18 protein-coding genes are annotated in these 22,014 nt (G+C 65.4%); 12 read left to right on the top strand and 6 right to left on the bottom strand.

Translation table 11 applies throughout. The features are described 5' to 3' along the window. Window positions 1-5: 5 nt before the first annotated feature. The 4 genes from R5N89_RS08550 (at window position 6) to R5N89_RS08535 (ending at window position 3,225) form a co-directional block, all read left to right on the top strand. Window positions 6-671: an urease accessory protein UreF gene (locus tag R5N89_RS08550; protein WP_244192082.1), complete on the top strand. Its 666-nt coding sequence runs from the start codon at window positions 6-8 to the stop codon at window positions 669-671. Then, window positions 668-1,282, top strand: a complete 615-nt coding sequence (gene ureG / locus R5N89_RS08545; protein ID WP_110567551.1) for an urease accessory protein UreG — start codon at window positions 668-670, stop codon at window positions 1,280-1,282. Before R5N89_RS08550 ends, ureG begins: the two co-directional genes overlap by 4 nt. Window positions 1,283-1,598: 316 nt before the next feature. Continuing rightward, entirely contained in the window at window positions 1,599-2,717 is a 1,119-nt protein-coding gene (locus R5N89_RS08540) for a porin (protein ID WP_373320405.1), read from the top strand. Window positions 2,718-2,784: 67 nt separating this feature from the next. After that, window positions 2,785-3,225: a hypothetical protein gene (locus tag R5N89_RS08535; protein WP_110567552.1), complete on the top strand. Its 441-nt coding sequence runs from the start codon at window positions 2,785-2,787 to the stop codon at window positions 3,223-3,225. A 67-nt stretch (window positions 3,226-3,292) separates the two neighbouring features. Here the strand turns inward: R5N89_RS08535 and R5N89_RS08530 are convergent, their stop codons facing one another. Next, the gene (locus R5N89_RS08530; RefSeq protein WP_110567553.1) at window positions 3,293-4,186 is read right to left on the bottom strand and encodes a DNA-binding response regulator; all 894 of its coding nucleotides are present in this window, start codon (window positions 4,184-4,186) and stop codon (window positions 3,293-3,295) included. Beyond that, the gene (locus tag R5N89_RS08525; protein WP_110567706.1) at window positions 4,183-7,497 is read right to left on the bottom strand and encodes an ATP-binding protein; all 3,315 of its coding nucleotides are present in this window, start codon (window positions 7,495-7,497) and stop codon (window positions 4,183-4,185) included. Before R5N89_RS08525 ends, R5N89_RS08530 begins: the two co-directional genes overlap by 4 nt. Before the next feature lie 139 nt (window positions 7,498-7,636). Here R5N89_RS08525 and urtA point away from each other — a divergent pair, with 139 nt between their 5' ends. From urtA to R5N89_RS08485, 8 genes are all read left to right on the top strand, one after another. Further along, a complete protein-coding gene (gene urtA, locus R5N89_RS08520; protein WP_110567708.1) occupies window positions 7,637-8,977 on the top strand; it encodes an urea ABC transporter substrate-binding protein in 1,341 nt (446 codons plus the stop codon). Next, complete coding sequence (gene urtB, locus R5N89_RS08515; protein WP_110567554.1) at window positions 8,970-10,574, top strand: urea ABC transporter permease subunit UrtB; 1,605 nt, start codon at window positions 8,970-8,972, stop codon at window positions 10,572-10,574. The genes urtA and urtB overlap by 8 nt, the downstream gene beginning before the upstream one ends. Beyond that, a complete protein-coding gene (urtC, locus tag R5N89_RS08510) occupies window positions 10,571-11,710 on the top strand; it encodes an urea ABC transporter permease subunit UrtC (protein WP_110567555.1) in 1,140 nt (379 codons plus the stop codon). Before urtB ends, urtC begins: the two co-directional genes overlap by 4 nt. Next, the gene (gene urtD / locus R5N89_RS08505; RefSeq protein WP_110567556.1) at window positions 11,707-12,447 is read left to right on the top strand and encodes an urea ABC transporter ATP-binding protein UrtD; all 741 of its coding nucleotides are present in this window, start codon (window positions 11,707-11,709) and stop codon (window positions 12,445-12,447) included. The genes urtC and urtD overlap by 4 nt, the downstream gene beginning before the upstream one ends. 35 nt (window positions 12,448-12,482) lie before the next feature. After that, a complete protein-coding gene (gene urtE / locus R5N89_RS08500; protein ID WP_110567557.1) occupies window positions 12,483-13,178 on the top strand; it encodes an urea ABC transporter ATP-binding subunit UrtE in 696 nt (231 codons plus the stop codon). Window positions 13,179-13,201: 23 nt separating this feature from the next. Continuing rightward, a complete protein-coding gene (locus tag R5N89_RS08495; RefSeq protein ID WP_110567558.1) occupies window positions 13,202-14,179 on the top strand; it encodes a HoxN/HupN/NixA family nickel/cobalt transporter in 978 nt (325 codons plus the stop codon). Between the two features lie 228 nt (window positions 14,180-14,407). Then, window positions 14,408-15,883, top strand: coding sequence for an NAD(P)-binding domain-containing protein (locus R5N89_RS08490; RefSeq protein WP_110567559.1), 1,476 nt, complete (start codon window positions 14,408-14,410; stop codon window positions 15,881-15,883). A gap of 59 nt (window positions 15,884-15,942) precedes the next feature. Next, a complete protein-coding gene (locus tag R5N89_RS08485) occupies window positions 15,943-16,926 on the top strand; it encodes a LysR family transcriptional regulator (protein ID WP_354680675.1) in 984 nt (327 codons plus the stop codon). Window positions 16,927-16,950: 24 nt separating this feature from the next. On the opposite strand, the gene R5N89_RS08480 is transcribed toward R5N89_RS08485, so the two are convergent. Genes R5N89_RS08480 through R5N89_RS08465 form a run of 4 tightly spaced genes read right to left on the bottom strand, consistent with a single transcriptional unit; the run spans window position 16,951 to window position 22,009 of the window. Further along, entirely contained in the window at window positions 16,951-18,579 is a 1,629-nt protein-coding gene (locus R5N89_RS08480) for an ABC transporter ATP-binding protein (RefSeq protein ID WP_208624630.1), read from the bottom strand. Then, window positions 18,576-19,400, bottom strand: a complete 825-nt coding sequence (locus R5N89_RS08475; protein ID WP_110567562.1) for an ABC transporter permease — start codon at window positions 19,398-19,400, stop codon at window positions 18,576-18,578. Before R5N89_RS08475 ends, R5N89_RS08480 begins: the two co-directional genes overlap by 4 nt. Then, window positions 19,397-20,344: an ABC transporter permease gene (locus tag R5N89_RS08470; RefSeq protein WP_110567563.1), complete on the bottom strand. Its 948-nt coding sequence runs from the start codon at window positions 20,342-20,344 to the stop codon at window positions 19,397-19,399. The genes R5N89_RS08475 and R5N89_RS08470 overlap by 4 nt, the downstream gene beginning before the upstream one ends. Window positions 20,345-20,359: 15 nt before the next feature. Beyond that, window positions 20,360-22,009, bottom strand: coding sequence for a TIGR04028 family ABC transporter substrate-binding protein (locus tag R5N89_RS08465; RefSeq protein ID WP_244192071.1), 1,650 nt, complete (start codon window positions 22,007-22,009; stop codon window positions 20,360-20,362). Between the last annotated feature and the right edge of the window lie 5 nt (window positions 22,010-22,014).

The raw sequence follows: 22,014 nt of genomic DNA, 5'->3' as shown, positions 1-22,014 counted from the left end.
CAGGTCTGGCCGGGCAGAATTTTCTGCGGCTGCTCTCATGGGTATCGCCCGCTTTCCCCACGGGGGGCTACGCCTACAGTCATGGGCTGGAATGGGCGGTCGAGCGAGGCGATGTGCGTGATGTGGAAACCCTGTGCGCGTGGGTTGGCGCGTTGCTGGGGCATGGCAGTCTTGGCAATGACCTGATTATTGTGCACGCGGCATGGCAGGCGGGGAAGGATGACGCCCGCCTGCGCGAGATTGCCCGCTTCGCCTGTGCCTCCGCCGCCTCGCGCGAGCGGTATGAGGAGGCGGTGTATCAGGGCGAGGCCTTTTTGCGGGCGGCGGCGGTGTGGCATGTCGTGCCACCCAAGGCAGCGCTGGCGGGCACGCGCTGGCCGCTGCCGGTGGTGCAGGGGCTGGTGTTTCGCCGTGGCGGCGTGGCCGCCCCGCAGGCCGTGCTCTCGGGCGGGTATGCGGCGGTGGCGGCATTGGTGTCGGCTGCCGTGCGGCTGGTGCCGCTGGGCCAGACCGATGGGCTGCACGCACTGGCCCGGCTTGAACCCGTGCTGGCGCAGGCTGCGGCGCAGGCTGCGCGCCAGACGCTGGATGATGTGGGCGGAGCCTGTTTTGCCGCCGACCTTGCCGCCATGCATCACGAAACCCAGGAAACGAGGTTGTTCAGAACATGACAAAGCCAAAGCACGGCCCGCTGCGCGTGGGCATTGGCGGCCCGGTGGGCACGGGCAAGACAGCGTTGATGGATGCGCTATGCCGCCGCTTTCGCAATGATTACAATATCGCCGCCATCACCAACGATATCTATACGCGCGAGGATGCCGAGTTCCTGACCCGTGCGGGCTCGCTCCCGCCCGAGCGCATCATGGGCATCGAGACCGGCGGTTGCCCGCACACGGCCATACGCGAGGATGCCAGCATAAACCTTGCCGGCATTGCGGAACTGACGGAGCGCTTTGCCGGGCTGGATCTGGTGCTGGTGGAAAGCGGGGGCGACAACCTTGCCGCCACCTTCAGCCCCGAACTGGCTGACCTGACCATCTATGTCATTGATGTCTCAGCAGGTGACAAGATCCCACGCAAGGGCGGCCCCGGCATCACGCGCAGCGATCTGCTGGTCATCAACAAGATCGACCTCGCCCCACATGTGGGGGCTGACCTTGGGGTAATGGACCGCGACAGCAGGCGGATGCGTGGCCAGAGGCCCTTTGTGTTTGCCAATATCCGCGCAGGCGACGGGGTGGAGGACATTGCCCGTTTCATCATCGAACAGGGCGGCCTGTAAAAAACTGTTGCTTTAAAATAATAAAGTTTTTTGGTGCCGCCTTTTTCAAAAGGCGGTTTTTTTTATCTCTGCGCTCAGGTGGTTACGCATCGGAGGGCGGGCGCATCGCTGTGCCCAAATGGCATGAATAAGCTCATAAACGACCGTTATAAGTAATTTCACGCATCCCGTCCTGATGGTACAATTTCGTAATGTTTCCCTGTCGCCGGTCGGTGACCGCAGCCACAAGGGGATGTTCATGATTGCGCTTGTGTCCCGGTTCAGGATGAACCGGAAGAAGAAGCTGCTGCGTTGCGGCAGTATCCTTTCGGCCTGTATGGCGCTTGGCGCCAGCATGCCCCATGCCCGCGCGGCCACCACGGTCAATTTTGGCAAGGACCAGTTCTTTACGCTGGGTCTGGGCGTGCGCGCGCAGTATCTGAGCCATGACACCACCGTGCCCGGCAACAAGGATGCGGCAAGTGCCAACGACCTGCGTATCTATATGGGTGCGCAGTTCCACAAATACGTCAAGTCAACGCTCAACCTCGAGCGCCTGCGCGATGGCAACTGGAACGTGCTTGATGGTGTGCTGCAGTTCGAGCGGTGGAAGGCGTTCAACATCTGGGGCGGGCGCATGCTCACGCCAAGTGATCGCTCGAACCTTGATGGACCCTACTTCCTCAGCACCTATGCCTTTCCGATGGTGTCGCAGTATCCGGGCGCATGGTCGGGGCGTGATGATGGCATCTCGGTATGGGGCAAGCTGCTCAAGGACCGTTTCCGTTATGTAGCCGGTGTCTATCGTGGGCATAACTGGGTGCGTGGCGGCTCCAATTATGGCGAGCATCCGCTCTTTGCCGCGCGCATGGAATACAACTTCCTCGATCCCGAGCCGTCGCCCGCCTACTACACGGCCAGTACCTATTACGGCAAGGCCGACATCCTGGCCATTGGCCTGGCAGGCCAGTACGAAACTGATGGCGTGGGCACGGCGCAGGACAAGGGCGACTACAAGGCGTGGAATGTTGATGGCCTGTTTGAAAAGCGCATTGGCGAGGGCGCGAAATACGGCGTCTATACGCTCGAGGGGGCGTATTACCAGTATTATACCGGCGGCGTGAAGGATATCGCGGCAGGCTACAGGCAGCGCTCGGCCGATTACGGCAATGTGGGTGGCGTGAATGACGGCACGGCCTTCCTGGCCAGCACGGCGTACCTCATTCCCTACCGGCTGGGCTGGGGGCGCCTCCAGCCGCTGGTGCGTTACCAGCAGTTCCGCTTCAAGAAGGACATGTACGGGCCCGGCCACCCCAAAACCACCCAGCTGGATCTGGGTGGCAACTATGTCATGGATGGCCACAACCTGCGCTTTACGTTCGACTATGTGCGCTACAAGCCCATGGGCACGCGCGCGGTGGGGGCTTTTTTGCTGGGCATGCAGTTCCAGTACTGAAAACGGCTGGCCTGTTGATGTCATTTTATCAGGCGGCAGGGCTGACCCACCGCCGGGAGAGATCGGAATGCTGACCCTCAAGCGAAACGCCACGTATGGCTTTGCCCTGCTGGCCGGGATCATGGGCGCGGGCCTGGCACAGGCTGCTCCCGCCCCCGAAAAACTGGATTGCCGCCACCTGCTGGCCGAGGATGTGCGCCTGTCTGACCGGCTTGCCGCTCTCAGCCACAGCGAGGCCAGGGCCGAGGCTCAGGACAAGGCTCCGGCGGAGAAGGGCTTCTTTGTCAAATTCGATCCCGTGCTGGGCTTCGGCATCATGAAAGGAGCAACGCTTACGCCTGCGGGCCACCCGATCCGGGAGGATGCCACCGAGCGCAATCTGGATCAGGTGCGCCAGAAACTGGCTGTCATACGCGGCCATGAGCAGCGCAGGATGTGCCCCGAAATCGGCGCGCCCGACATGCAGCAGGATCGCCTTTCGGATGATGCGGCACGAGCCGTGCCTTGACTGTAAAAGCTTCAGGGAACGCCGCCTAAAAAAGGCGGCGCCCGGAAAATCTGAGCGGATTTCGCGCCTAGCGCTCCTGCAGCAGGCGCGATGCGGTCGCCGCCGCCGCCGCCCGCGTGCTCAGGCCGGTTTTATTGTAAATCTGCTCGATATGCTTGTCGATCGTGCGTGGGCTGACCTGCAGAATATCGGCAATATCGCGGCTGGTCTTGCCGCGCGAGATCCACAACAGCACCTCCGCCTCGCGCGCGCTCAGGCCCAGCCTGTCCTGCAGGATGCGCTGGGGGAAAAGCGGCTGCCGGCTTATGCGCAGCAGCAGTTCATCCGGGCCGCTTACGCCCACAAGGGTCAGCACAAGCTCGTTTTCACCCACATTATGGCGCAGGAGCACGCTGCCGGGCGCGGGCAGGGGGGTGGGCAACGGCATGGCCGCGCCCGCATCGTCCGTGCCTGACAGTTCGCGCAGCACAAGCCCGGCCTGTGGCGTAGCCCACAGCACATCGCCTGCATGGCTGGTGGCCAGAAGGAAGCGGCCCGCATGGTCAAGCGCGCCATGAGCCGCGCGGATGCGCGCGGCGGACTCCATGCGCACGCCAATGCGGGCCATGACTTCCTCCAGCCGCAAGGGCTTGGTCACGTAATCGGCGGCGCCTGCCTCAAAGGCGCGGATCACATGCTCGGTCTCGGTCAGCCCGGTCATGAAGATGATGGGCACCAGGCTCAGGCGCGGGTCATCATGTAGCGCCGCGCACACTTCCCACCCGTTCATGCCGGGCATGAGGGCATCGACCATGATCAGGTCCGGCACGGTGCGCGCCACTACGGCAAGCGCAGCCATGCCGGACTGCGCCAGCAGCACCGTATAGCCGCCATCAGTCAGTTTTTCGTCCATCAGGCCCAGAACGGCAGGGTCATCATCAATGACAAGAACGGATTTGCGGGAGGGATCGGGCACGGTCATGGCGTGGGTCGCTCCAGGTGGTGGCGCAGGGCTTCAAGCTGGTAGGATGCGGCAAGGGCCAGCAGCGGCTCGATCGCACTACTCAGGGCCGGATGCTGGTCGCGCAGGGTTGTCAGGTGGGCGCGCAGGTGGCGCAGATTGCCGCCATCAAGCAGGGCAAGCAGGGCCACGCGCTCCGCCTCGGGCACGGTGGCGGGGGTATCGGGTGGCGCAGGCAGCCTGCTGTCATCGGCCTCAGTGGCGGGAAAGATCCATTCAAGGCCAAGCATCTGGCCCATCTGGGTTATCAGAGCTGACAGGTTTACCGGCTTGCCCAGCACGGGGCAGTCCTCAAGGGAGGGGACATGGCGGTTGGCGCTTTCCACCAGATTGCCGGTCAGGAACATGATCGGCACGCCGGCATGGGGTGAGCGGCGGATGCGCAGCGCGAGGTCGCGCCCGTCCATGCCCGGCATGGACAGGTCGAGCAGCAGCAGGTCGGGTTGCACCAGCGGCAGGCGGTCGAGACATTCCGCCCCGCTTTCCGCGCCTTCAAAGGCAAAGCCGCAGTGTTCAAGGATCTCGCGCATGATCAGGCGGTGCTCGGCATTGTCATCCACCACCAGCACGGTGCGGCGCGGCCCTTCATACCCGGTGGGGAAGGCAGGCAGGCGCGCGGGCAGTTCCACCTGCCGGTCAGACAGCATGAGCCGCACCCTGAAGCGCGAGCCCTTGCCCGGCGTGCTGGTAAAGGTCAGTTCGCCACCCAGGATCTCGGTCAGCAGCCGGGTGATGGTCAGCCCCAGCCCGGTGCCCGGCACGCCCGCGCTGGCGCTTCCACGCTCAAAGGGCTCGAAAATGCGGGCATGGTCTTCCTCTGCGATGCCGGGGCCGGTGTCTTCTATGATGAATTCCGCAATCTGCCCCTGCCAGCGTGCCGAGAACGTGACCGTGCCCTGCCGGGTGAACTTGACCGCGTTTGACAGCAGGTTGAGCAGGATCTGGCGCAGGCGGTGCTCATCGCAGGTCACGACGGCAGGCAGGTAGCCCGGCCGCCATATCAGCTCCAGCCCGCGCGCCTGTGCCTGTGGGCGGATCATCTGGGCCACGGATTCCACAAAGGCGGGCAGGGCGATGGTATCGGCATGCAGTTCGATCCGCCCGGCCTCGATGCGCGAGATGTCAAGCAGGCCGGACAGGATGCTGGTGATGTGCTCGCCACTTTCGCGCATGATGCCCAATGCCTGATGGCGCTCGGGCGGCAGGCGCGTATCGTGCTGCAGCAACTGGATATAGCCCATGATGGCATTGAGCGGCGAGCGGATCTCGTGGCTGATGCCGCTGATGTAGCGGGTCTTGGCCAGACTTGCGGCCTCAGCCTTTTCACGCGCGAGCTTCAGCGCGTGGTCGGTGCGGCGGCGGGCGCGGATCTCGTTCATGAGCTGGCGGGTCTGGTGCAGGGTCTCGCGCGTGGCGGTGCGCCGCCCCTCCTGCGCCATGACCAGCAGCCACGCGCCCACCGTGCCCGCAAGGAAGACCGGCACCATGATGCTACGCCACGCATGGCCCGTGGCCCATGCCAGCAGCCCCATGCCCAGCGTCATGCCCGCCAGCATGAGCGTGAACCGCCCCGCAGGCGCTACAAGCCAGCGGCGCAGGCGGGGCGGCAGGGCGCGGAGCGGGGTGGCAAGCTGGCTGCCCATGCGGGTCGAGACCGGCTTGCAGCGGTCGCGGCAGCGCCCGTCGAGCGAGCAGCAAAGCGAGCAGATCGTGCCGCCATAGGCCGGACAGGGGGCCATGTCCCGTGCCTCGAAGGCATGTTCGCAGATCACGCAGGTCATGGCGGGCCGGTCGTTCCAGCCCGCGGGCTGCTGGCGGGCCAGATAGGTGCGCCCCCCGGTCAGCCATGCCAGCACCGGTGCCGCTGCAAAGGCCACCACCAGCGTCAGGAAAGGCGCATAGGCTGCGGTCATCGGGCCCAGATAGCCTACAAAGGCCGCAACGCCGGTGGCTGCGGCAATACCCCATGCCCCCAGCCCCACGATGTTGAAGTCCGGCAGCAGCGCGCGCTTGAACTCGACAAAGGGCGGGCTGAGGCCAAGCGGCTTGCACAGCGCCACATCCCCCAGTATCGCGCCGATCCACGCGCAGGCCAGCACGCCGTACAGCGTAATGCCGGTCTGGATGGTGCTGACCAGCCCGGCCTCCATCAGCAAAAGCGCGATCATGATATTGAAGATGACATAGAACACCCGGCCCGGATGGGTGTGGGTCAGGCGCGAGAAGAAGTTCGACCACGCCAGCGACCCCGCATAGGCGTTGGTGATGTTGACCTTGACCTGCGCCAGCGCCACCAGCGCCACCGTCAGCGCGGTTGCCACCGGGGCAGGGGTGAAGGTGCCCCAGGCAAAACGGTACATGACCCCCGGCTGCACCGCCTGCAGCGGCGAAAAGCCTGCCCGCAGCACCACCCATGCCAGAAACGAGCCCGCCAGCAGCTTGAAGGCATCGAGCACGATCCAGCCCGGGCCGCCCAGCACCAGGGCTGCCCACCATTGCCGCCGGTTGCAACGCGTGGGTTCGGGCAGAAAGCGCAGGAAGTCGATCTGCTCGGCACTCTGGCACACCAGCACGATCATGAGCGAGGCGCCGGTGCCCACGGCAAGGGGGTCGATGCGCCCCGGCGTGCCGTAAGGCGCGTTGAAATGGGTCCACTGCCCCAGCAGTTCGGGGTGCAGCGCCGCCATTACCACAAGGGGGATGAGGTTGAGCGCCAGCCAGACCGGCTGTGTCGCAATCTGGAAGCGGGCGATGAACGTGATGCCCCACGTGACCAGCGGAATGATGAGAACCGCGCACAGCAGATACGCCAGCCACAGCTTCATGCCCAGCAGCCCGTGCAGCGTGCCCGCCAGGATCGCCGCCTCGAGCCCGAAGAAGATGAAGGTGAAAATGGCATAGAGCAGCGAGGTGATGGTCGAGCCGATATAGCCAAAGCCGGTGCCGCGCGTGAGCAGGTCGATATCCAGCCCCGCGCGCGCGGCCGTTGCGCATAGCGGCAGCGTAATGGCGAAGAGGACAGCCGTGACGAGCGCTATGGCCGTGGCCGTGTTGGCAAAGCCGAAGGCCAGCGTGAGCGTGCCGCCCATGGCCTCGAGCGCCAGGAACGAGATGGAGCCCAGCGCCGTGCGTGCTGCGCGCATCGGCGTGGCCATGCGCGCGCTGCGCGCGGTAAAGCGCAGGGCGTAGTCCTCGAATGTCTGGTCGGCGGCCCAGCGGCTGTAGGCCCGGCGGGGGCGCACGATGCGCAGGCGGCTGGTCGGGTGCGGCAAGATCACGGCTTTCGGGCGTTACGGGTGGCAGCGTGCATAATCGTAACGGAAAGCCCGTGGGGGACATACGCAGGAATGCGTATGGGAAGAGCTTTTCGGTGCGCCGACAATGCAGGCAGCAGCAAAAGGACCGTTCACCATGCCCGTCACACTGCCTCACCTTTCCCGTCGCGCGTTCGGACGTCTTGCCCTTGCCTCCTCGGCGGCTGCTGTGGGGGGTATGTGGCGCGCGGCACCGGCGCGGGCGGCAGCACCCGCGGGCGAGCCGATCAGGGTTGGCATCCTGCATTCGCTGTCCGGCACGATGGCCATCAGCGAGACCACGCTCAAGGACGCCATGCTGATGCTGATTGCCGAGCAGAACCGCAAGGGCGGGCTGCTTGGCCGCCCGCTTGAAGCCGTGGTGGTTGACCCCGCCTCGAACTGGCCGCTCTTTGCCGAGAAGGCGCGCCAGCTCCTGTCGGTGGACAAGGCATCGGCCGTGTTTGGCTGCTGGACCAGCGTTTCACGCAAGTCGGTGCTGCCGGTGTTCGAGGAACTCAACGGCATCCTGTTCTATCCCGTGCAGTATGAAGGCCAGGAGTGCAGCCGCAACATCTTCTATACCGGCGCTGCCCCCAACCAGCAGGCCATACCGGCGGTGGACTACCTGCTGAGCGAGGACGGCGGCGGGGCGAAGCGTTTCGCGCTGGTGGGCACGGATTACGTCTATCCGCGCACGACCAACCAGATCCTGGTCAATTACCTCAAGGCCAAGGGCATCGCGGAAGCCGATATCATGGTCAACTACACGCCGTTCGGGCAGTCGGACTGGCAGACCATCGTCTCGCAGATCAAGGCCTTCGGCTCGGCGGGCAAGAAAACCGCCGTGGTCTCGACCATCAATGGTGATGCCAACGTGCCGTTCTACAAGGAACTGGGCAATCAGGGCATTTCGGCCACCGACATCCCGGTCATGGCCTTCAGCGTGGGTGAGGAGGAACTGGCCGGCATGGATACCGCCCCGCTGGTGGGCCAGCTTGCCGCGTGGAACTACTTCGAGAGCATCGACACCCCGGCCAATACCGCTTTCATCAAGCAGTGGCATGAATTCACCAAAAACCCCAAGCGCACCACCAACGACCCGATGGAGGCGCATTACATCGGCTTCAATATGTGGGTGCAGGCGGTGACCAAGGCAGGCACCACCGATCATGACAAGGTGATTGACGCGATGATCGGCATCCGCCAGCCCAACCTGACCGGTGGCGTGGCCGAGATGCTGCCCGACCACCATCTGACAAAGCCGGTCTATATTGGCGAGATACAGGATGACGGGCAGTTTTCGGTGGTGTGGAAGACCCCGGCCCTCGTGCCCGGGCAGGCGTGGTCGCCGTGGGTGCCGGAAACGAAAAACCTGATTGGCGACTGGAGCAAGCCCATTGCCTGCGGCAATTACAACACTGCCACCAAGACCTGCCTCGGGCACAGGCATGCATAGGGTCCGTACCGCCTGCCTGCTGGCGGTGCTGTGGCTTGGGGCCATGGTGCTGCCGGGCCATGGGGCGCGGGCGGATGCCTTTGCCGACCTCGCCAGCCCGCAACTCGCGGCGGTCACGGCGGCGATCTCCACCCTTGCAACATCAGATGACCCGCAGGCAGGGGCTGCGTTGCTGGCACTGGGCGAGCGGAGCCTGTTCGCAGCCCCTGATGGCAACGTCTATATCCGCCACGGGGAGAGCGTGGTGGAGGCCCGCACGGGCCAGCCCGTAGCATCCGTGCCGGAGGGGCTGAAGCCGATCCGCCTGAACAACCGCATCCGCACCGCGCTGGCGGGCGCGCAGGCGGGAAGGGAACTGCTTGCACCCCAGCCCGCAACGCGGCTCAGGGCAGCCGATGCGCTTTACGCCCGGCACGACCCGGCCATGCTGCCGGTGGTCGAGCACGCCCTTGCGGTGGAAAAGGATGCAACCGTGCGCACCCGGCTGACGGAAGTGCGGGCCGCGACCATTCTCGGCCAGCCCCCGGCGCCTGATGCGCTCGCCCCCCGGCTTGAAGCCGTGCGCGCGCTGGCCGCAGCCGGTGGCCCCGAGGCACGTGGCATTCTCGCAGCCCTTGCCCAGTCCGATGCGGAAGCGCCAGCGCTGCGCCATGAGGCGCAGGCCGCCGTATCGCGCATCGACTGGCACCTGCGTGCCTGGGGTGTGGCGCAGAATGCCTTTTATGGCCTGAGCTACGGCTCGGTGCTGCTGCTTGCGGCCACGGGGCTTGCCATCACCTTTGGCGTGATGGGCGTGATCAACATGGCCCATGGCGAGATGATGATGATCGGCGCCTACGTGACGTGGATGGTGCAGCAGGCCATCCGCGCCACCGTGCCCGCGCTGGAGCCGGTGGTCATTCTTGTGGCCATTCCGGTGGCGTTCGTGGTGTGCGGGGCGCTTGGCATCGTGATCGAGCGCGGGCTGATCCGCTTCCTGTATGGTCGCCCGCTTGAAACGCTTCTGGCCACATGGGGCTTGTCGCTCATCTTGCAGCAGGCGGTGCGCTCCATTTTCGGGCCGACCAACATCGCGGTGCAGACGCCGGGCTGGCTTTCGGGCTCGGTTGCGGTGGGTGGCATGGACATTACGCTCAACCGGCTGGCCATCCTTGTCTTTGCGGGGCTGGTGCTTGGCGGGCTGATGCTGGTGCTGCGCCGCACGCCGCTGGGGCTGCAGATGCGTGCCGTGACCCAGAACCGCCGCATGGCGGCCCTGATGGGCATCCGCACGCCACGGGTCGATGCGCTGGCCTTCGGGCTGGGGGCAGGGCTTGCGGGGCTTGCGGGCGTTGCGGTCAGCCAGATTGACAATGTCAGCCCCAATCTCGGGCAGTCCTACATCATCGACAGCTTCATGGTGGTGGTGTTTGGCGGGGTGGGCAACCTGTGGGGCACGCTGGCGGCTGCACTTGCGCTGGGCATGGGCGGCAAGGTGCTGGAGCCGACCATTGGCGCGGTCTCGGCCAAGATCGCCATTCTCGTGCTGGTCATCCTTTACATCCAGCGCCATCCGCGCGGCATGTTTCCCGTGCGCGGGCGGGGAGTTGAATCATGAACCCGTTTTCAACCCATGCCCCGCGTTCCCTGCGTGGCGTGATCTGGATGGCGATGGCCGTTGTGGTGGCGGCAGGCGGGCTTGCCGTGGCCAGCCTGCTGCCCGAGGGCAATCCGCTGCACGCCTCGGCCTTCGTGGTGTCGCTGGCGGGTAAATACCTGTCCTATGCCATGCTGGCGCTGGCGGTGGATCTGGTATGGGGGTTTGCGGGCATCCTTACGCTGGGGCATGCCGCGTTCTTCGCGCTGGGGGGGTATGCCATGGGCATGTACCTCATGCGCGAGATCGGGGCGCGGGGCGTTTATGGCAATGCCGACCTGCCGGATTTCATGATCTTCCTCTCATGGAAGAACCTGCCGTGGTACTGGTGGGGGTCGGAGCATTTCGCCTGGGCCGCCGTGCTGGTCGTGGCGGTGCCGGGGCTGCTGGCCGGGGTGTTTGGCTGGCTTGCCTTCCGCTCGCGCGTGTCGGGGGTGTACCTGTCCATCATCACGCAGGCGCTGACCTATGCGCTCATGCTGGCGTTTTTCCAGAACGGTCTGGGCTTTGGCGGCAATAATGGCCTGACCGACTTCAAGGACATTCTGGGCGCTGACCTGCACGCGCCGCTGACCCGCGCCGTGCTGCTGCTGGTGACCGGCCTGCTGCTGGCCGCAAGCCTGCTGGCCGCGCGTTTTGTGGTGGGCAGCCGCTTTGGCAACCTGCTGGTGGCCGTGCGCGATGCCGAAAGCCGCACCCGCTTCCTGGGCTACCGCCCCGAGCAGGCCAAGCTGCTGGTGTGGGTGTTCTCGGCCATGATCGCGGGCCTGGGCGGGGCGCTGTATGTCACGCAGGTAGGCATCATCAACCCCGGTGAGTTCGCGCCCGCCAACTCCATCGAGTCCGTGATCTGGGTGGCGGTGGGGGGGCGTGGCACGCTGTGCGGCGCCGTGCTGGGAGCCATTCTGGTCAATCTGGGCAAGACGCTGTTCACCGCCTGGCTGCCGGAGTTCTGGCTGTATGGGCTGGGGCTGCTGTTCATCGGCACCACGCTGTTCCTGCCCAACGGGCTGATGGGGCTGTGGCGGCATGCCCGCAAGGCCCCACCCGAGGAAGTGACCCCTGAAGTGGCGGATACGCAGGGAGACGAGGCATGACCGATGACCTGCTGCTCGACATGCGCGATGTGAGCGTGACGTTTGATGGCTTTCGCGCCATCAACAACCTCAGCCTTGCGCTGCGCCCGGGCGAGATGCGCGCCATTGTCGGCCCCAACGGCGCGGGCAAGACAACGATGATGGACATCATCACCGGCAAGACCCGGCCCGATACTGGCACCGTGCGCTTTCAGGGCCGCGATCTGACCCGGCTGGATGAGCCCGCCATCGCCCGGCTGGGCATTGGCCGCAAGTTCCAGAAGCCCACCGTGTTCGAGGCGCTGAGCGTGACCGAGAACCTGCTGCTGTCGCTCAAGGGCGTGCGCTCGCCCTTTGCCGTGCTCATGGCGCGCCGCAGCAAGGGCGAGCGCGAACGCATCGACCACCTCCTGCGCCTGACCCGGCTCGAAGCCATGGCCGATCAGCCCGCAGGCGGCATGAGCCATGGGCAGAAGCAGTGGCTCGAGATTGGCATGCTCATGGGCCAGGAGCCTGAACTGCTTTTGGTGGATGAACCCGTGGCGGGCATGACCGATGCCGAGACCATGGCCACCGCTGACCTGCTGCGCGAGATCAACCGCACCCGCAGCGTGGTGGTGGTGGAGCATGACATGGACTTCGTGCGCGCCCTCGGCGTGGACGTGACGGTGCTGCATGAAGGCAGCGTGCTGGCTGAAGGCACGCTGGATGCGGTCAGCGCCGACCCGCGCGTGATCGAGGTCTATCTTGGGCGCTAAACGGCGCCGCACGGGCGTAAAGGGAGGTAACGCGCATGCTCGAGGTTAACGACGTGCACCTGCATTATGGCGCGGCGATTGCCCTGCGTGGCGTCTCGCTCGCGGCAGGGGCCGGGGCGGTCACCTGCGTGCTGGGCCGCAATGGCGTGGGCAAGACCAGCCTGATCCGCGCCATAACCGGCATGCATGCCACAAGCGCTGGCACGATCATGTGGGAGGGCGAGGACATTACTCGGCTCGCCGCCTATGACCGCGCCCGACGCGGCATTGCCACCGTGCCGCAGGGGCGCGACATCTTTCCGCTGCTCAGCGTGCGCGAAAACCTTGAAACCGGCTTCGGCCTGCTGCCACGCGGGCAGCGCCGGGTGCCTGATGAGATATTCGACCTGTTTCCCGTGCTGGCAAAAATGCTCGACCGGCGGGGCGGCGACCTGTCGGGCGGGCAGCAGCAGCAGCTTGCCATTGCGCGCGCGCTGGTCATCCGCCCGCGCCTGCTGGTGCTTGATGAACCGACCGAGGGCATCCAGCCCAGCATCATCAAGGATATCGGCGCCATCATCGGCATGCTGCGCGACCGGGGCGACATGGCCATCGTGCTGGTAGAGCAGTATTTCGATTTTGCCTATGAACTGGCTGACACGATCGCCGTGCTCGACCGGGGCAAGGTCGTGCTGGCAGGCCAGGCCCGCGACCTCGTGGCGGAGGATGTGCGCGCCTACATCACCATCTGACCAGCAGGCGGAAAGAAATCGATATGCTCAAGGAAGCCCGGCATGGAACACGCGCCATGATGTGCGCCCTGCTGCTGGCCAATCTGGCCGCATGGGCCTGGGCCATGACCATGCTGGGGGCCTCGCCCGTTCTGTTGGGGGCTGCGGGGCTGGCATGGACATTTGGCCTGCGGCACGGGCTTGACGCCGACCATATCGTGGCGATTGACGTGGTGACACGCAGGCTCATGCTGGCAGGGCGCGCGCCTTCGCTGGTGGGGCTGTTCTTCTCGCTTGGTCATTCCACCGTGGTCATTCTGGCCACCCTTGCGCTGGTGGTGCTGCCCGCGCAGGGCTGGCTGGAGCGGTGGCATCTGGTGGGCGAAAGCTTCGGCACGCTGGTCTCGGCGGCTTTCATGCTCGTAGCGGTCGTGGCCAATGCCCGCATGGCCATGGGCCAGTGGCGGGCCCTGCGCCAGCCTGCCCCGTTGCCCGCAGGTGCTGCGCCATCCGCAGGCATTATATCTCGGTGGGTGGGGCGGTGGATTGGCCGGAGCTGGCAGATGTATCCGCTCGGTTTCCTGTTCGGGCTGGGGTTTGATACCGCAAGTGAAATCGGCCTGCTGGGCATGGCGGCGGTTCAGGCCCGGCACGGGCTGGGTCTTGCTGGGGTCATGGCGTTTCCGCTGCTTTTTACGGCAGGCATGGCGCTGGTTGATACGCTCGATACTTTGCTCATGTGCCGTGCCTATGGCTGGGGCATGCGCTCGGGCCGCAGGCGCGTGGCCTATGATCTGGGCATCAGCCTTGTCTCCCTTGTGGCAGCCGTGGGCATTGGCGTGATTGAACTGGGGCAGGGGGTAGGCCCTGTTGCAGGTGGCAGCCTGCTCATGCGGGGGCTGATGATGGCCAGCGACCATTTTGCGGCACTGGGTGCGGGCATCGTGCTGGTTTTTCTGGCCCTGTGGGGCGGTGCCGTTGTAGTCAGCCGCATGCAGGCCGATCGGATATCACCGACCTGACAGGCGGTCGGATCGGGGCACTTTGATTCTTGAAAAATGATGTGCCTGTGCCATGCGCGGCGCCTATTATGCACGTTACGCAACAAAGATATTATTTAACGCAAATCATGCATGATTTATCTTGATCTGGGCGGAAGGAATTTTTAGGTTTGCCCCAAGCCTCATTGGCCTTTCCGCCATGGCCTGAAGCCTGGCCCGGCCAGCGTAGCGTTTTAGGAACCACGATCAATGACGTTTTCTCAGCCACCCGAAATTCCTGGCGGTCTTGCAACGCTGGAAAGCCGCGTGCGGCAGGATCTGGCCTGGCTGGATCTGCCCACCCGCTCGTGGGTGCCCGAGCGCAGCGTTGACGGGCGGCACGTGCTTGATGTGGTCGTGATTGGCGGTGGCATGGCGGGGCTTACGGCGTCGGGTTACCTCAGGCGCTACGGGCTGCTCAATCATGTCGTGCTCGATCAGGCGCCTGCGGGCCAGGAGGGGCCATGGGTCACCTATGCCCGCATGACCACGCTGCGCTCGCCCAAAACGCTGTCCGGCCCGTGCATGGGCCTGCCGGGCCTGACCTTTCGCGCGTGGTACGAAGCGCGCTTTGGCAATGTTGCGTGGGATGGGCTGGACAAGATCCCCCGCCAGACATGGATGGCCTATCTGGAATGGCTGCGCAGCGTGCTCGACCTGCCGGTGCGCAATGGCGTGACCCTGACCAACGTGGCCCGCGCGGCCGATGGCGTGCTGGCGCTGACGGTGGTGCAGGGTGGCATAACCGAAACCCTTCTGTGCCGCCATCTGGTGCTGGCCACGGGGCGCGACGGGCTGGGCGGCAGCTATGTGCCGCCGGTCATTGCGGGCCTGCCGCGTGATTACTGGCGCCATTCAGCCGACCCCATTGATTTCGAGGCCCTGAAGAACCGCCGCGTGGTTGTGGTGGGGGCAGGGGCCTCAGCCATGGATAACGCCGCCACGGCGCTTGAGGCCGGGGCCGCGCGGGTGGATATGGTCATCCGGCGCGCAACCCTGCCTGCCATCAACAAATTCACCGGCATTGGCAGCATGGGCGTGGTGCAGGGCTTTGTCGGCCTGCCCGATGGGTGGAAATGGCGCTTCATGGATACGGTGCTCGATGCCCAGACCCCGCCGCCACGGCCAAGCGTGTTGCGGGTGTCCAGCCACCCCAATGCCTTCTTCCATCTGTCCTGCTCCATCGACCGGCTTGAAATGGCGGGCAATGCCGTGCGCCTTCATACCCCGCGCGGGGTGATGGAAACCGATTTCATTATTGCCGCCACCGGCTTCTGCTCCGACCTGTCGCGGCGGCCCGAACTGGCCACCATCGCGCCGCATATCCGGCTGTGGAAAGACCGCTTCACCCCCACCGCGCAGGACATGCCCTCGGGCCATGTCAGCGCGGAACTGGCCACTTCGCCCGATCTCGGGCCGGGGTTCGAGTTTTTGGAAAAAGTGCCCGGTTCGTGCCCATGGCTGAAATACGTGCACTGCTTCTGCTTCCCCGCCACGCTGTCGCATGGCAAGGTCAGCGGCGATATTCCGGCCATAAGCGACGGGGCCGAGCGCCTTGCGCGCCATATCACCCGCGCCCTGTTCGTGGAGGACCGCGAGACCCATTATGCCAATCTCGTGGCGTTCGATACGCCCGAACTCAGGGGTGATGAATGGCATGACACCCCGCTTCCTGCGATAGGGTAAAAGGAGGCCTGCCGCGTTTGCGTTTGCTGGCGCGAGGGTTCGTGGCTAGCATGACAGGCATGGATGCAGCACTTCCCGATCTGAGACAGCTTGAGGCCTTCTGTGCCGTCATGGCCACTGGCAGCATGACGGGGGGCGCGCGCCTTGTGGGGCGGTCGCAATCCATGGTCACGCGCATGGTGCAGGATCTTGAGGCAGGGCTGGGGTTTACGCTGTTCCACCGCAACGGGCCGCGTATCACCCCCACCGAGCAGGCCCTGCGTTTCCAGCCCGAGGCGCTGGCGCTTCTGGGCGGCGTGCAGCGCCTGCGCGAGAATGTGCACGCCATTGCCCATGATGTGGAAAATTCCCTGCATCTATGCGCCATTCCCGCGCTGGCGGCGGGCCTGCTGCCCATGGCGCTCGGCCGCCTGCCGCAGGGCACCCTCCCGCGTGAGGTGCATATACGCAGCGTTCCGGCTGATGAGGTGGTGCGCACGGTGGGGCGCAGGGATGCGACATTCGGGCTGGTCAGTTTTCCGTTCAACCACCCTGGCGTAACCCTGCAATGGATCGGCATGGCGCCCTGTGTTGCGGTAATGCGGGCGGATGACCCGATGGCCGCCCATGAGCGTGTCAGCCTGCATGACCTGGCCGAGAGCAGGCTGCTCACGCTGGCCAACCCGTTCAGGATACGCAACACGATCGAACGCGCTTTTGCACAAATGGGCTGGACGCCCGCCACCATCATGGATTCCAACATGGCCACGGTGCTGATGGGGCTGGCGCGGGCGGGGCTCGGCGTGGGTATTGTCGATCCGGTCACGGCCGCCGCATTCCACCAGCCTGATCTGGCCATACGCCCGCTTGATGTAAACCTGCCGTTCTTTTTTGGCGTGGTGACACCGGCGGGCCTGACCCCGTCGCCCGCGCTCGAGGCCCTGTCGCGCGCGGTGGAGGATGCCGCCCGCAGCCTTATGCCAGACCTCAGGCGCTACACGCACGAAAGCGCTGACCTGATTGAAAGCGCCCTGTACGGCACGGAACCGGTCGAGGACGCCTGACAGGTTTCTCGATGCCGTCTTCTTTCAGGCCTGCATGGCCGGGCGCATCAGGTCGCGGCCGGGTATCGCTGCCAGCAGGCGCTTTGTGTAATCATCGCGCGGGGTGGAGAATACGGTCTCGGTCGGGCCATGCTCGACCTGCTCGCCCGCGCGGATGATCGAGACGGTGTCGGCAATGCGCCGCACCACGGCCAGATCGTGCGATACGAACACATAGGTCAGGTTAAGCTGCTGCTGCAGCGTTTCAAGCAGGGTCAGGATCTCGGCCTGCACCGATACGTCGAGTGCCGAGACCACTTCATCCAGAATCAGGATTTTGGGGTCGCACAATAGCGCGCGCGCAATGGCCAGGCGCTGGCTCTGCCCGCCAGACATGTTGGCCGCCCTGCGCTCCAGCACAGCGGGCGGCAGTTGCACCCGCTCCAGCATGGCCCGCACCCGTTCCGCGCGCGCGCTGCGGTCGCGCAGGCCCGCATTGATAAGGGGCTCGGCCAGAATATCGGCCGCCCGGTCGCGCGGGTCGAACGATACATGCGGGTTCTGGTAGACAAACTGCACGGCCCTGCGTAGCGCGCGCCGGGCGGCCCCTTCAACCCGTGCCGGGTTCTCGCCCAGAATATGCACCGACCCGCCATCAGGCGTAATCAGCCCCAGCAGGCAGCGCAGCAGCGTGGTCTTGCCCGAGCCGGATTCACCCACGATGCCATGGGTCTGCCCGGCCACCACGTTAAAGGAAATATCGCGCACCGCCTTGTGTCCCGGCCTGCCGCCAGCCCCCTTATAGGCATAGGTCAGGTGCGAGACGACAATCGCATCCTCGCGCGGGCCGTCCGCCCGGCGGGGGGCGCGTGCTTCATGGAACAGGGGCAGGTCGGCCAGCAGGCGGCGGGTATAGGGCGTGCGCGGGTTGGCGAACAGGGCTTTCGTCTCGCCGGTTTCGCATAGCGTGCCATGCTGGAGCACGGCCACGCGGTCGGCCTGCTCGCTGGCCAGGCCCAGATCGTGGGTGATGAACAGCATGGCCGTGCCGAGTTCATGGCGCAGTGCGGCCAGCAGCGCCATGATCTGCACCTGCACCGATACATCGAGCGCGCTTGTGGGTTCATCCGCCACGATCAGGGCCGGGCGCTGGGCAATGGCGGCGGCAATCAGCACGCGCTGGCGCATGCCGCCCGAGAGTTCATGCGGGTACTGGTGCAGTCGCCGCTCCGGCTCCTTTATGCCCACGCGCTCAAGCAGGCCCACCAGCATGCGCCGCGTATCGGCTACAGGGTGGCGGGGTTCATGCAGGTGCACCGCCTCGACAAGCTGGGCGCCAATGGTGCGCACGGGGTCGAGCGAATGGGCCGGGTCCTGCGGAATAAGGGCCACCCGCGCCCCACGGATACGGCGTAGCGCGCGCTCGGGCATCTCCACGATTTCCGTGCCGCCCACCCGGATCGACCCGCGCTGGATGCGCGCGCTCTCGGGCAGAAGGCCCAGTATGGCGCGGCCCAGCGTTGACTTGCCCGAGCCGGATTCACCCACCAGCGCCAGCATCTCGCCTGCGCGTACGTCTAGCGATACGCCCTTGAGCGCATGATGCGCGCTGCCCCGGCTTTCATACACCACATCAAGGTCACGGATGCTGAGTTGAGGGGAGACAGTGTTCATTGGTCCACCCTTATGGCACGTGAAAGCAGCGTTGCCGCCCATGCGGAGAAGATGATGGCAAGGCCGGGGAAGGTGGTCAGCCACCAGGCGGTTGCAAGGTAGTTGCGCCCTTCGGTAATCATCAGGCCCCATTCCGGCGTGGGGGGCGATGGCCCGTAGCCCAGGAAGCAGATGGTCGATATGGCCAGGATGGCCGTGCCCAGCCGCAGCGTGGCCAGCGACAGCGCGGGGGCAAGGCTGTTGGGCACGATATGGCGCCACACCACCTGCCAGAAGGTGGAGCCGATGCCAAAGGCGGCCTCGACATATTCGGTCGCGCGCACGCGCACCACCTCCGTGCGGATCATGCGCGTAAAGCCAGCCACCTGGCTTATGCCCACGGCAAAGGCCACATGCGTAGCCCCCGGCCCGATCAGGGTAATGATGCTGAGCGAGAGGAAAAGCTCGGGGATGGCCAGCACCATGTCTGCCCCCGCCAGGATGGCCGCCGACAGCCTGCGCCCGCCCAGTCCCGCTGCAAGCCCCAGCGGAATGGCCACAAGCAGGCTGATCGCCACCGCCAGCATGGCGGCGGAAAGGGTGGAGAAACTGCCATGCATAATGCGTGAGAACACATCGCGCCCGAACTGGTCCGTGCCAAACCAGTGCGTGGCTGACGGCGCCATGAGCCGCTCGCCCGTCTGGCCGGCCAGCGGGTCAAGCCGGGTGAACAGGCCGGGGCAGAGGGCCACGAGCACCAGCACAAGCACGGGCACCACGCCAAGCAGGCGTGGCAGGGTCACGTCATGGCGCTGACGCCACTGCGCAAGGGCCGTGTTCATGCCGCCCCTCCCGCCTGCGTGCGGCGGATGCGCGGGTCGATCAGCGGATGGAGCGCATCAATGGTAAAGTTGATGACCACGAAACCCGCCACCGAAATGAGGATGATGGCCTGCAGCACCGCCACGTCCTGATTGGCCACGGCCTGCTGGGCCAACTGCCCCAGCCCGTCCAGCCCGAATACGGTCTCGGTCACCACGGCGCCTGCCAGAATTTCGCCAAACACCAGCCCGCTTATGGTGAGCGTGGGCGGCAACGCGTTGGGCAGCACGTGGGCGTAAAGAATACGCAGCGGCGAGGCGCCGCGCGCGCGCAGCACGTCAATGAAGGGCTGGGCCATGACCCGTTCCGCCGCGCTCAGGAACACCTGCGTCAGCGGTGCTGAAATGGGAATGGCCAGCGCCAGCCCCGGCAGCACCGCCGCCGCCCAGCCCGAAACGCCGACCACCGGCACCAGCTTCCAGTGAAACGAGACAAGCTGGATCGCCACAATCTCGAGCCAGAAGACGGGAATGCCGCTCGCCAGCCCCGGCACCAGCCGCAGGGCCGCGCGCAGGGGGCGCAGGGGCACAAGCAGGGCGGCGGTGGCAAAACCGGCAGCCAGCATGATCGCGCCGCCAAAGCTCACCACCGCAAGGCGCAGCGTGGTGGGGTAGGCGGCGTGCAGCATGCGGCTGACCGGCACCCCGGTCTCGATGGAATAGCCAAGCTGGCCCGCCAGCGTGCGGCCCAGCACATGGGCATATTGCACGAAGGCGGATTCATCAGCGCCATAGCTTGCGCGTATATCACTGATCTGCTGCGGGCTGAGGCCAAGTTCGGGGTCCTGGAACTTGATCAGCACGGCATCGCCCGGCATGACCTGTAACAGCACGAACGAGAGCGTGAACGCCCCCCACAGCACCAGCAGCGCCTGCAGCGCACGGGAGAGAATGTAACGTGTCATGGGTGGCGCCTCATCCTACGGTCTTGCCAGCCAGGTACGGTAGAAAACAGGCCGCCCCACGGCCTCGAAATGCATGTCGTGCACGCGGGCCGATCCCGCATAGACCTGCGGCTCCTCGAATATGGGAATACTGTAGCCCTTGGCCAGAATGTCGGCCTGCACGCGGGCAAGGTCGGCAAGGCGGGTGGCGGGGTCGGTGTCCGAGGCGACCTGATCGAGCAGCCCGTTGAGTTCGGGGTCGACAAAGTGGTCCACATGGCGGCTCTGCCCGCCCTTTTGCAGCAGCACGTTACGGTTGGTGGGGTAGAACGCGCTCTTGATCACATCGGGGTCGGCGCGGCCTACCTCGGCATGGAACAGGGGGGTGACGGCGGGGTTGAGGTTGTCGAGCACCGTCATGGCCGGACTGCCTGACAGGATGGTCAGTTGCACGCCTGTTCTGCGCCATTGCTGGGCCAGCAGCACCAGCATGCTCCGGCTCTGCGGCTGGGGCAGGGCCTCATGCACGGCCAGCGCGAGGGTCACGCCATTGCGCCGCCGCCAGCCATCGGGGTCGAGCGTCCATCCGGCTTCATCAAGCAGCCGGGCGGCCAGGACCGGGTCATAGGTCAGGTCCGTGCTGTGATCGACAAAGCCCTGCGCATCGGCGGCAATGACCGAACGCGCCAGCGGGTAATGGGGGGAATAGAGCGTGCGCAGGATGTCGGGCCGGTCGGTGGCGTGCAGCAGGGCCAGGCGCACGCGCGGGTCGGCCACCAGCGGGTTGTCGGGGCGGAAGACCACGCTGTTGTTCACCCCACGGGTGGAGGCGGCGTAGACCGTATCGCCATGGCGGGTGATCTGTTCCTCATCATAGGCCTCGACCGCGCGGGCGAAATCGGCCTGCCCTGCAATGAAGGCGCCAATGCGGATGCTGTCTTCAGGCACCACGATGATGCGCACGCCCGCCAGTCGGCTCGGCCCCTGCGGGGCAAGCTGTGCAGGCCCCCAGGCATAGTCGGGGCGGGTGGCCAGATCGACCGACTTGCCCGGCACCTCGTCGCGCACCACGAACGGGCCGGAGCCGATGACATGCCGCGCGTCGCCCCATTCATCAAGCGGGCGGCGCAGGCTTGCGGGCGAGACCAGCCCCGAGCCGATGACCGATGTGCCCTGCAAAAAACCGGGCGAAGGCCTGCTGAAGTAAAAGCGCACCGTCAGCGGGTCGATGACCTCGCTGCGTTCGTAATTGTTGATGACTTCGGAGGGCGGCAGGTGCAGCGCGCGGTTGCCCTTGCCAAATGTATCGTAATTGAGGGCGACTGCCGCCGCATCGACCGGTGTGCCATCGGAGAAGGTAACGCCGGGGCGCAGCGTGAAGGTAAAGACGGTGCTGTCTTCATTCACGCCCCAGCCGGTTGCAATCCACGGCTCGATGGCAAGCGTGTCGGTGTTCTGCCAGGTCAGCCGGTCCGTGATCTGGGCCAGGATGCCGCCATTGGGGTAGAAGCCGCCAGCGGGGGGATAAAGGTTCTTGTGCGGCTGCTTTTCCAGATAGAGCAGCGTGCCACCGGGGGGGGCTGCATCGGCTGCCCGCGCGGGGGCAGGGGCATGAAAAGCCAGGCACGTGGCCAGCGCAAGCACTGGCCACGATGATGACATGTTGGCACGAAACGGATGAGGCATGCGGT

Source organism: Komagataeibacter sucrofermentans DSM 15973 (genome assembly GCF_040581405.1).
Taxonomy (GTDB): Bacteria; Pseudomonadota; Alphaproteobacteria; order Acetobacterales; family Acetobacteraceae; genus Komagataeibacter; species Komagataeibacter sucrofermentans.
This window is presented reverse-complemented; position numbering and strand designations above follow the sequence as displayed.

Excerpts from the sequence above, each read along its gene's own strand:
- urtC (WP_110567555.1), top strand. The coding sequence starts at position 10,571 with ATGAACCCGTTTTCAACCCATGCCCCGCGTTCCCTGCGTGGCGTGATC.
- R5N89_RS08540 (WP_373320405.1), top strand. The coding sequence starts at position 1,599 with ATGGCGCTTGGCGCCAGCATGCCCCATGCCCGCGCGGCCACCACGGTC.
- ureG (WP_110567551.1), top strand. The coding sequence starts at position 668 with ATGACAAAGCCAAAGCACGGCCCGCTGCGCGTGGGCATTGGCGGCCCG.
- urtD (WP_110567556.1), top strand. The coding sequence starts at position 11,707 with ATGACCGATGACCTGCTGCTCGACATGCGCGATGTGAGCGTGACGTTT.
- R5N89_RS08465 (WP_244192071.1), bottom strand. The coding sequence starts at position 22,009 with ATGCCTCATCCGTTTCGTGCCAACATGTCATCATCGTGGCCAGTGCTT.
- urtA (WP_110567708.1), top strand. The coding sequence starts at position 7,637 with ATGCCCGTCACACTGCCTCACCTTTCCCGTCGCGCGTTCGGACGTCTT.
- R5N89_RS08530 (WP_110567553.1), bottom strand. The coding sequence starts at position 4,186 with ATGACCGTGCCCGATCCCTCCCGCAAATCCGTTCTTGTCATTGATGAT.
- urtB (WP_110567554.1), top strand. The coding sequence starts at position 8,970 with ATGCATAGGGTCCGTACCGCCTGCCTGCTGGCGGTGCTGTGGCTTGGG.
- R5N89_RS08535 (WP_110567552.1), top strand. The coding sequence starts at position 2,785 with ATGCTGACCCTCAAGCGAAACGCCACGTATGGCTTTGCCCTGCTGGCC.
- R5N89_RS08485 (WP_354680675.1), top strand. The coding sequence starts at position 15,943 with ATGGATGCAGCACTTCCCGATCTGAGACAGCTTGAGGCCTTCTGTGCC.
- R5N89_RS08480 (WP_208624630.1), bottom strand. The coding sequence starts at position 18,579 with ATGAACACTGTCTCCCCTCAACTCAGCATCCGTGACCTTGATGTGGTG.
- R5N89_RS08495 (WP_110567558.1), top strand. The coding sequence starts at position 13,202 with ATGCTCAAGGAAGCCCGGCATGGAACACGCGCCATGATGTGCGCCCTG.
- R5N89_RS08490 (WP_110567559.1), top strand. The coding sequence starts at position 14,408 with ATGACGTTTTCTCAGCCACCCGAAATTCCTGGCGGTCTTGCAACGCTG.
- R5N89_RS08475 (WP_110567562.1), bottom strand. The coding sequence starts at position 19,400 with ATGAACACGGCCCTTGCGCAGTGGCGTCAGCGCCATGACGTGACCCTG.
- urtE (WP_110567557.1), top strand. The coding sequence starts at position 12,483 with ATGCTCGAGGTTAACGACGTGCACCTGCATTATGGCGCGGCGATTGCC.
- R5N89_RS08470 (WP_110567563.1), bottom strand. The coding sequence starts at position 20,344 with ATGACACGTTACATTCTCTCCCGTGCGCTGCAGGCGCTGCTGGTGCTG.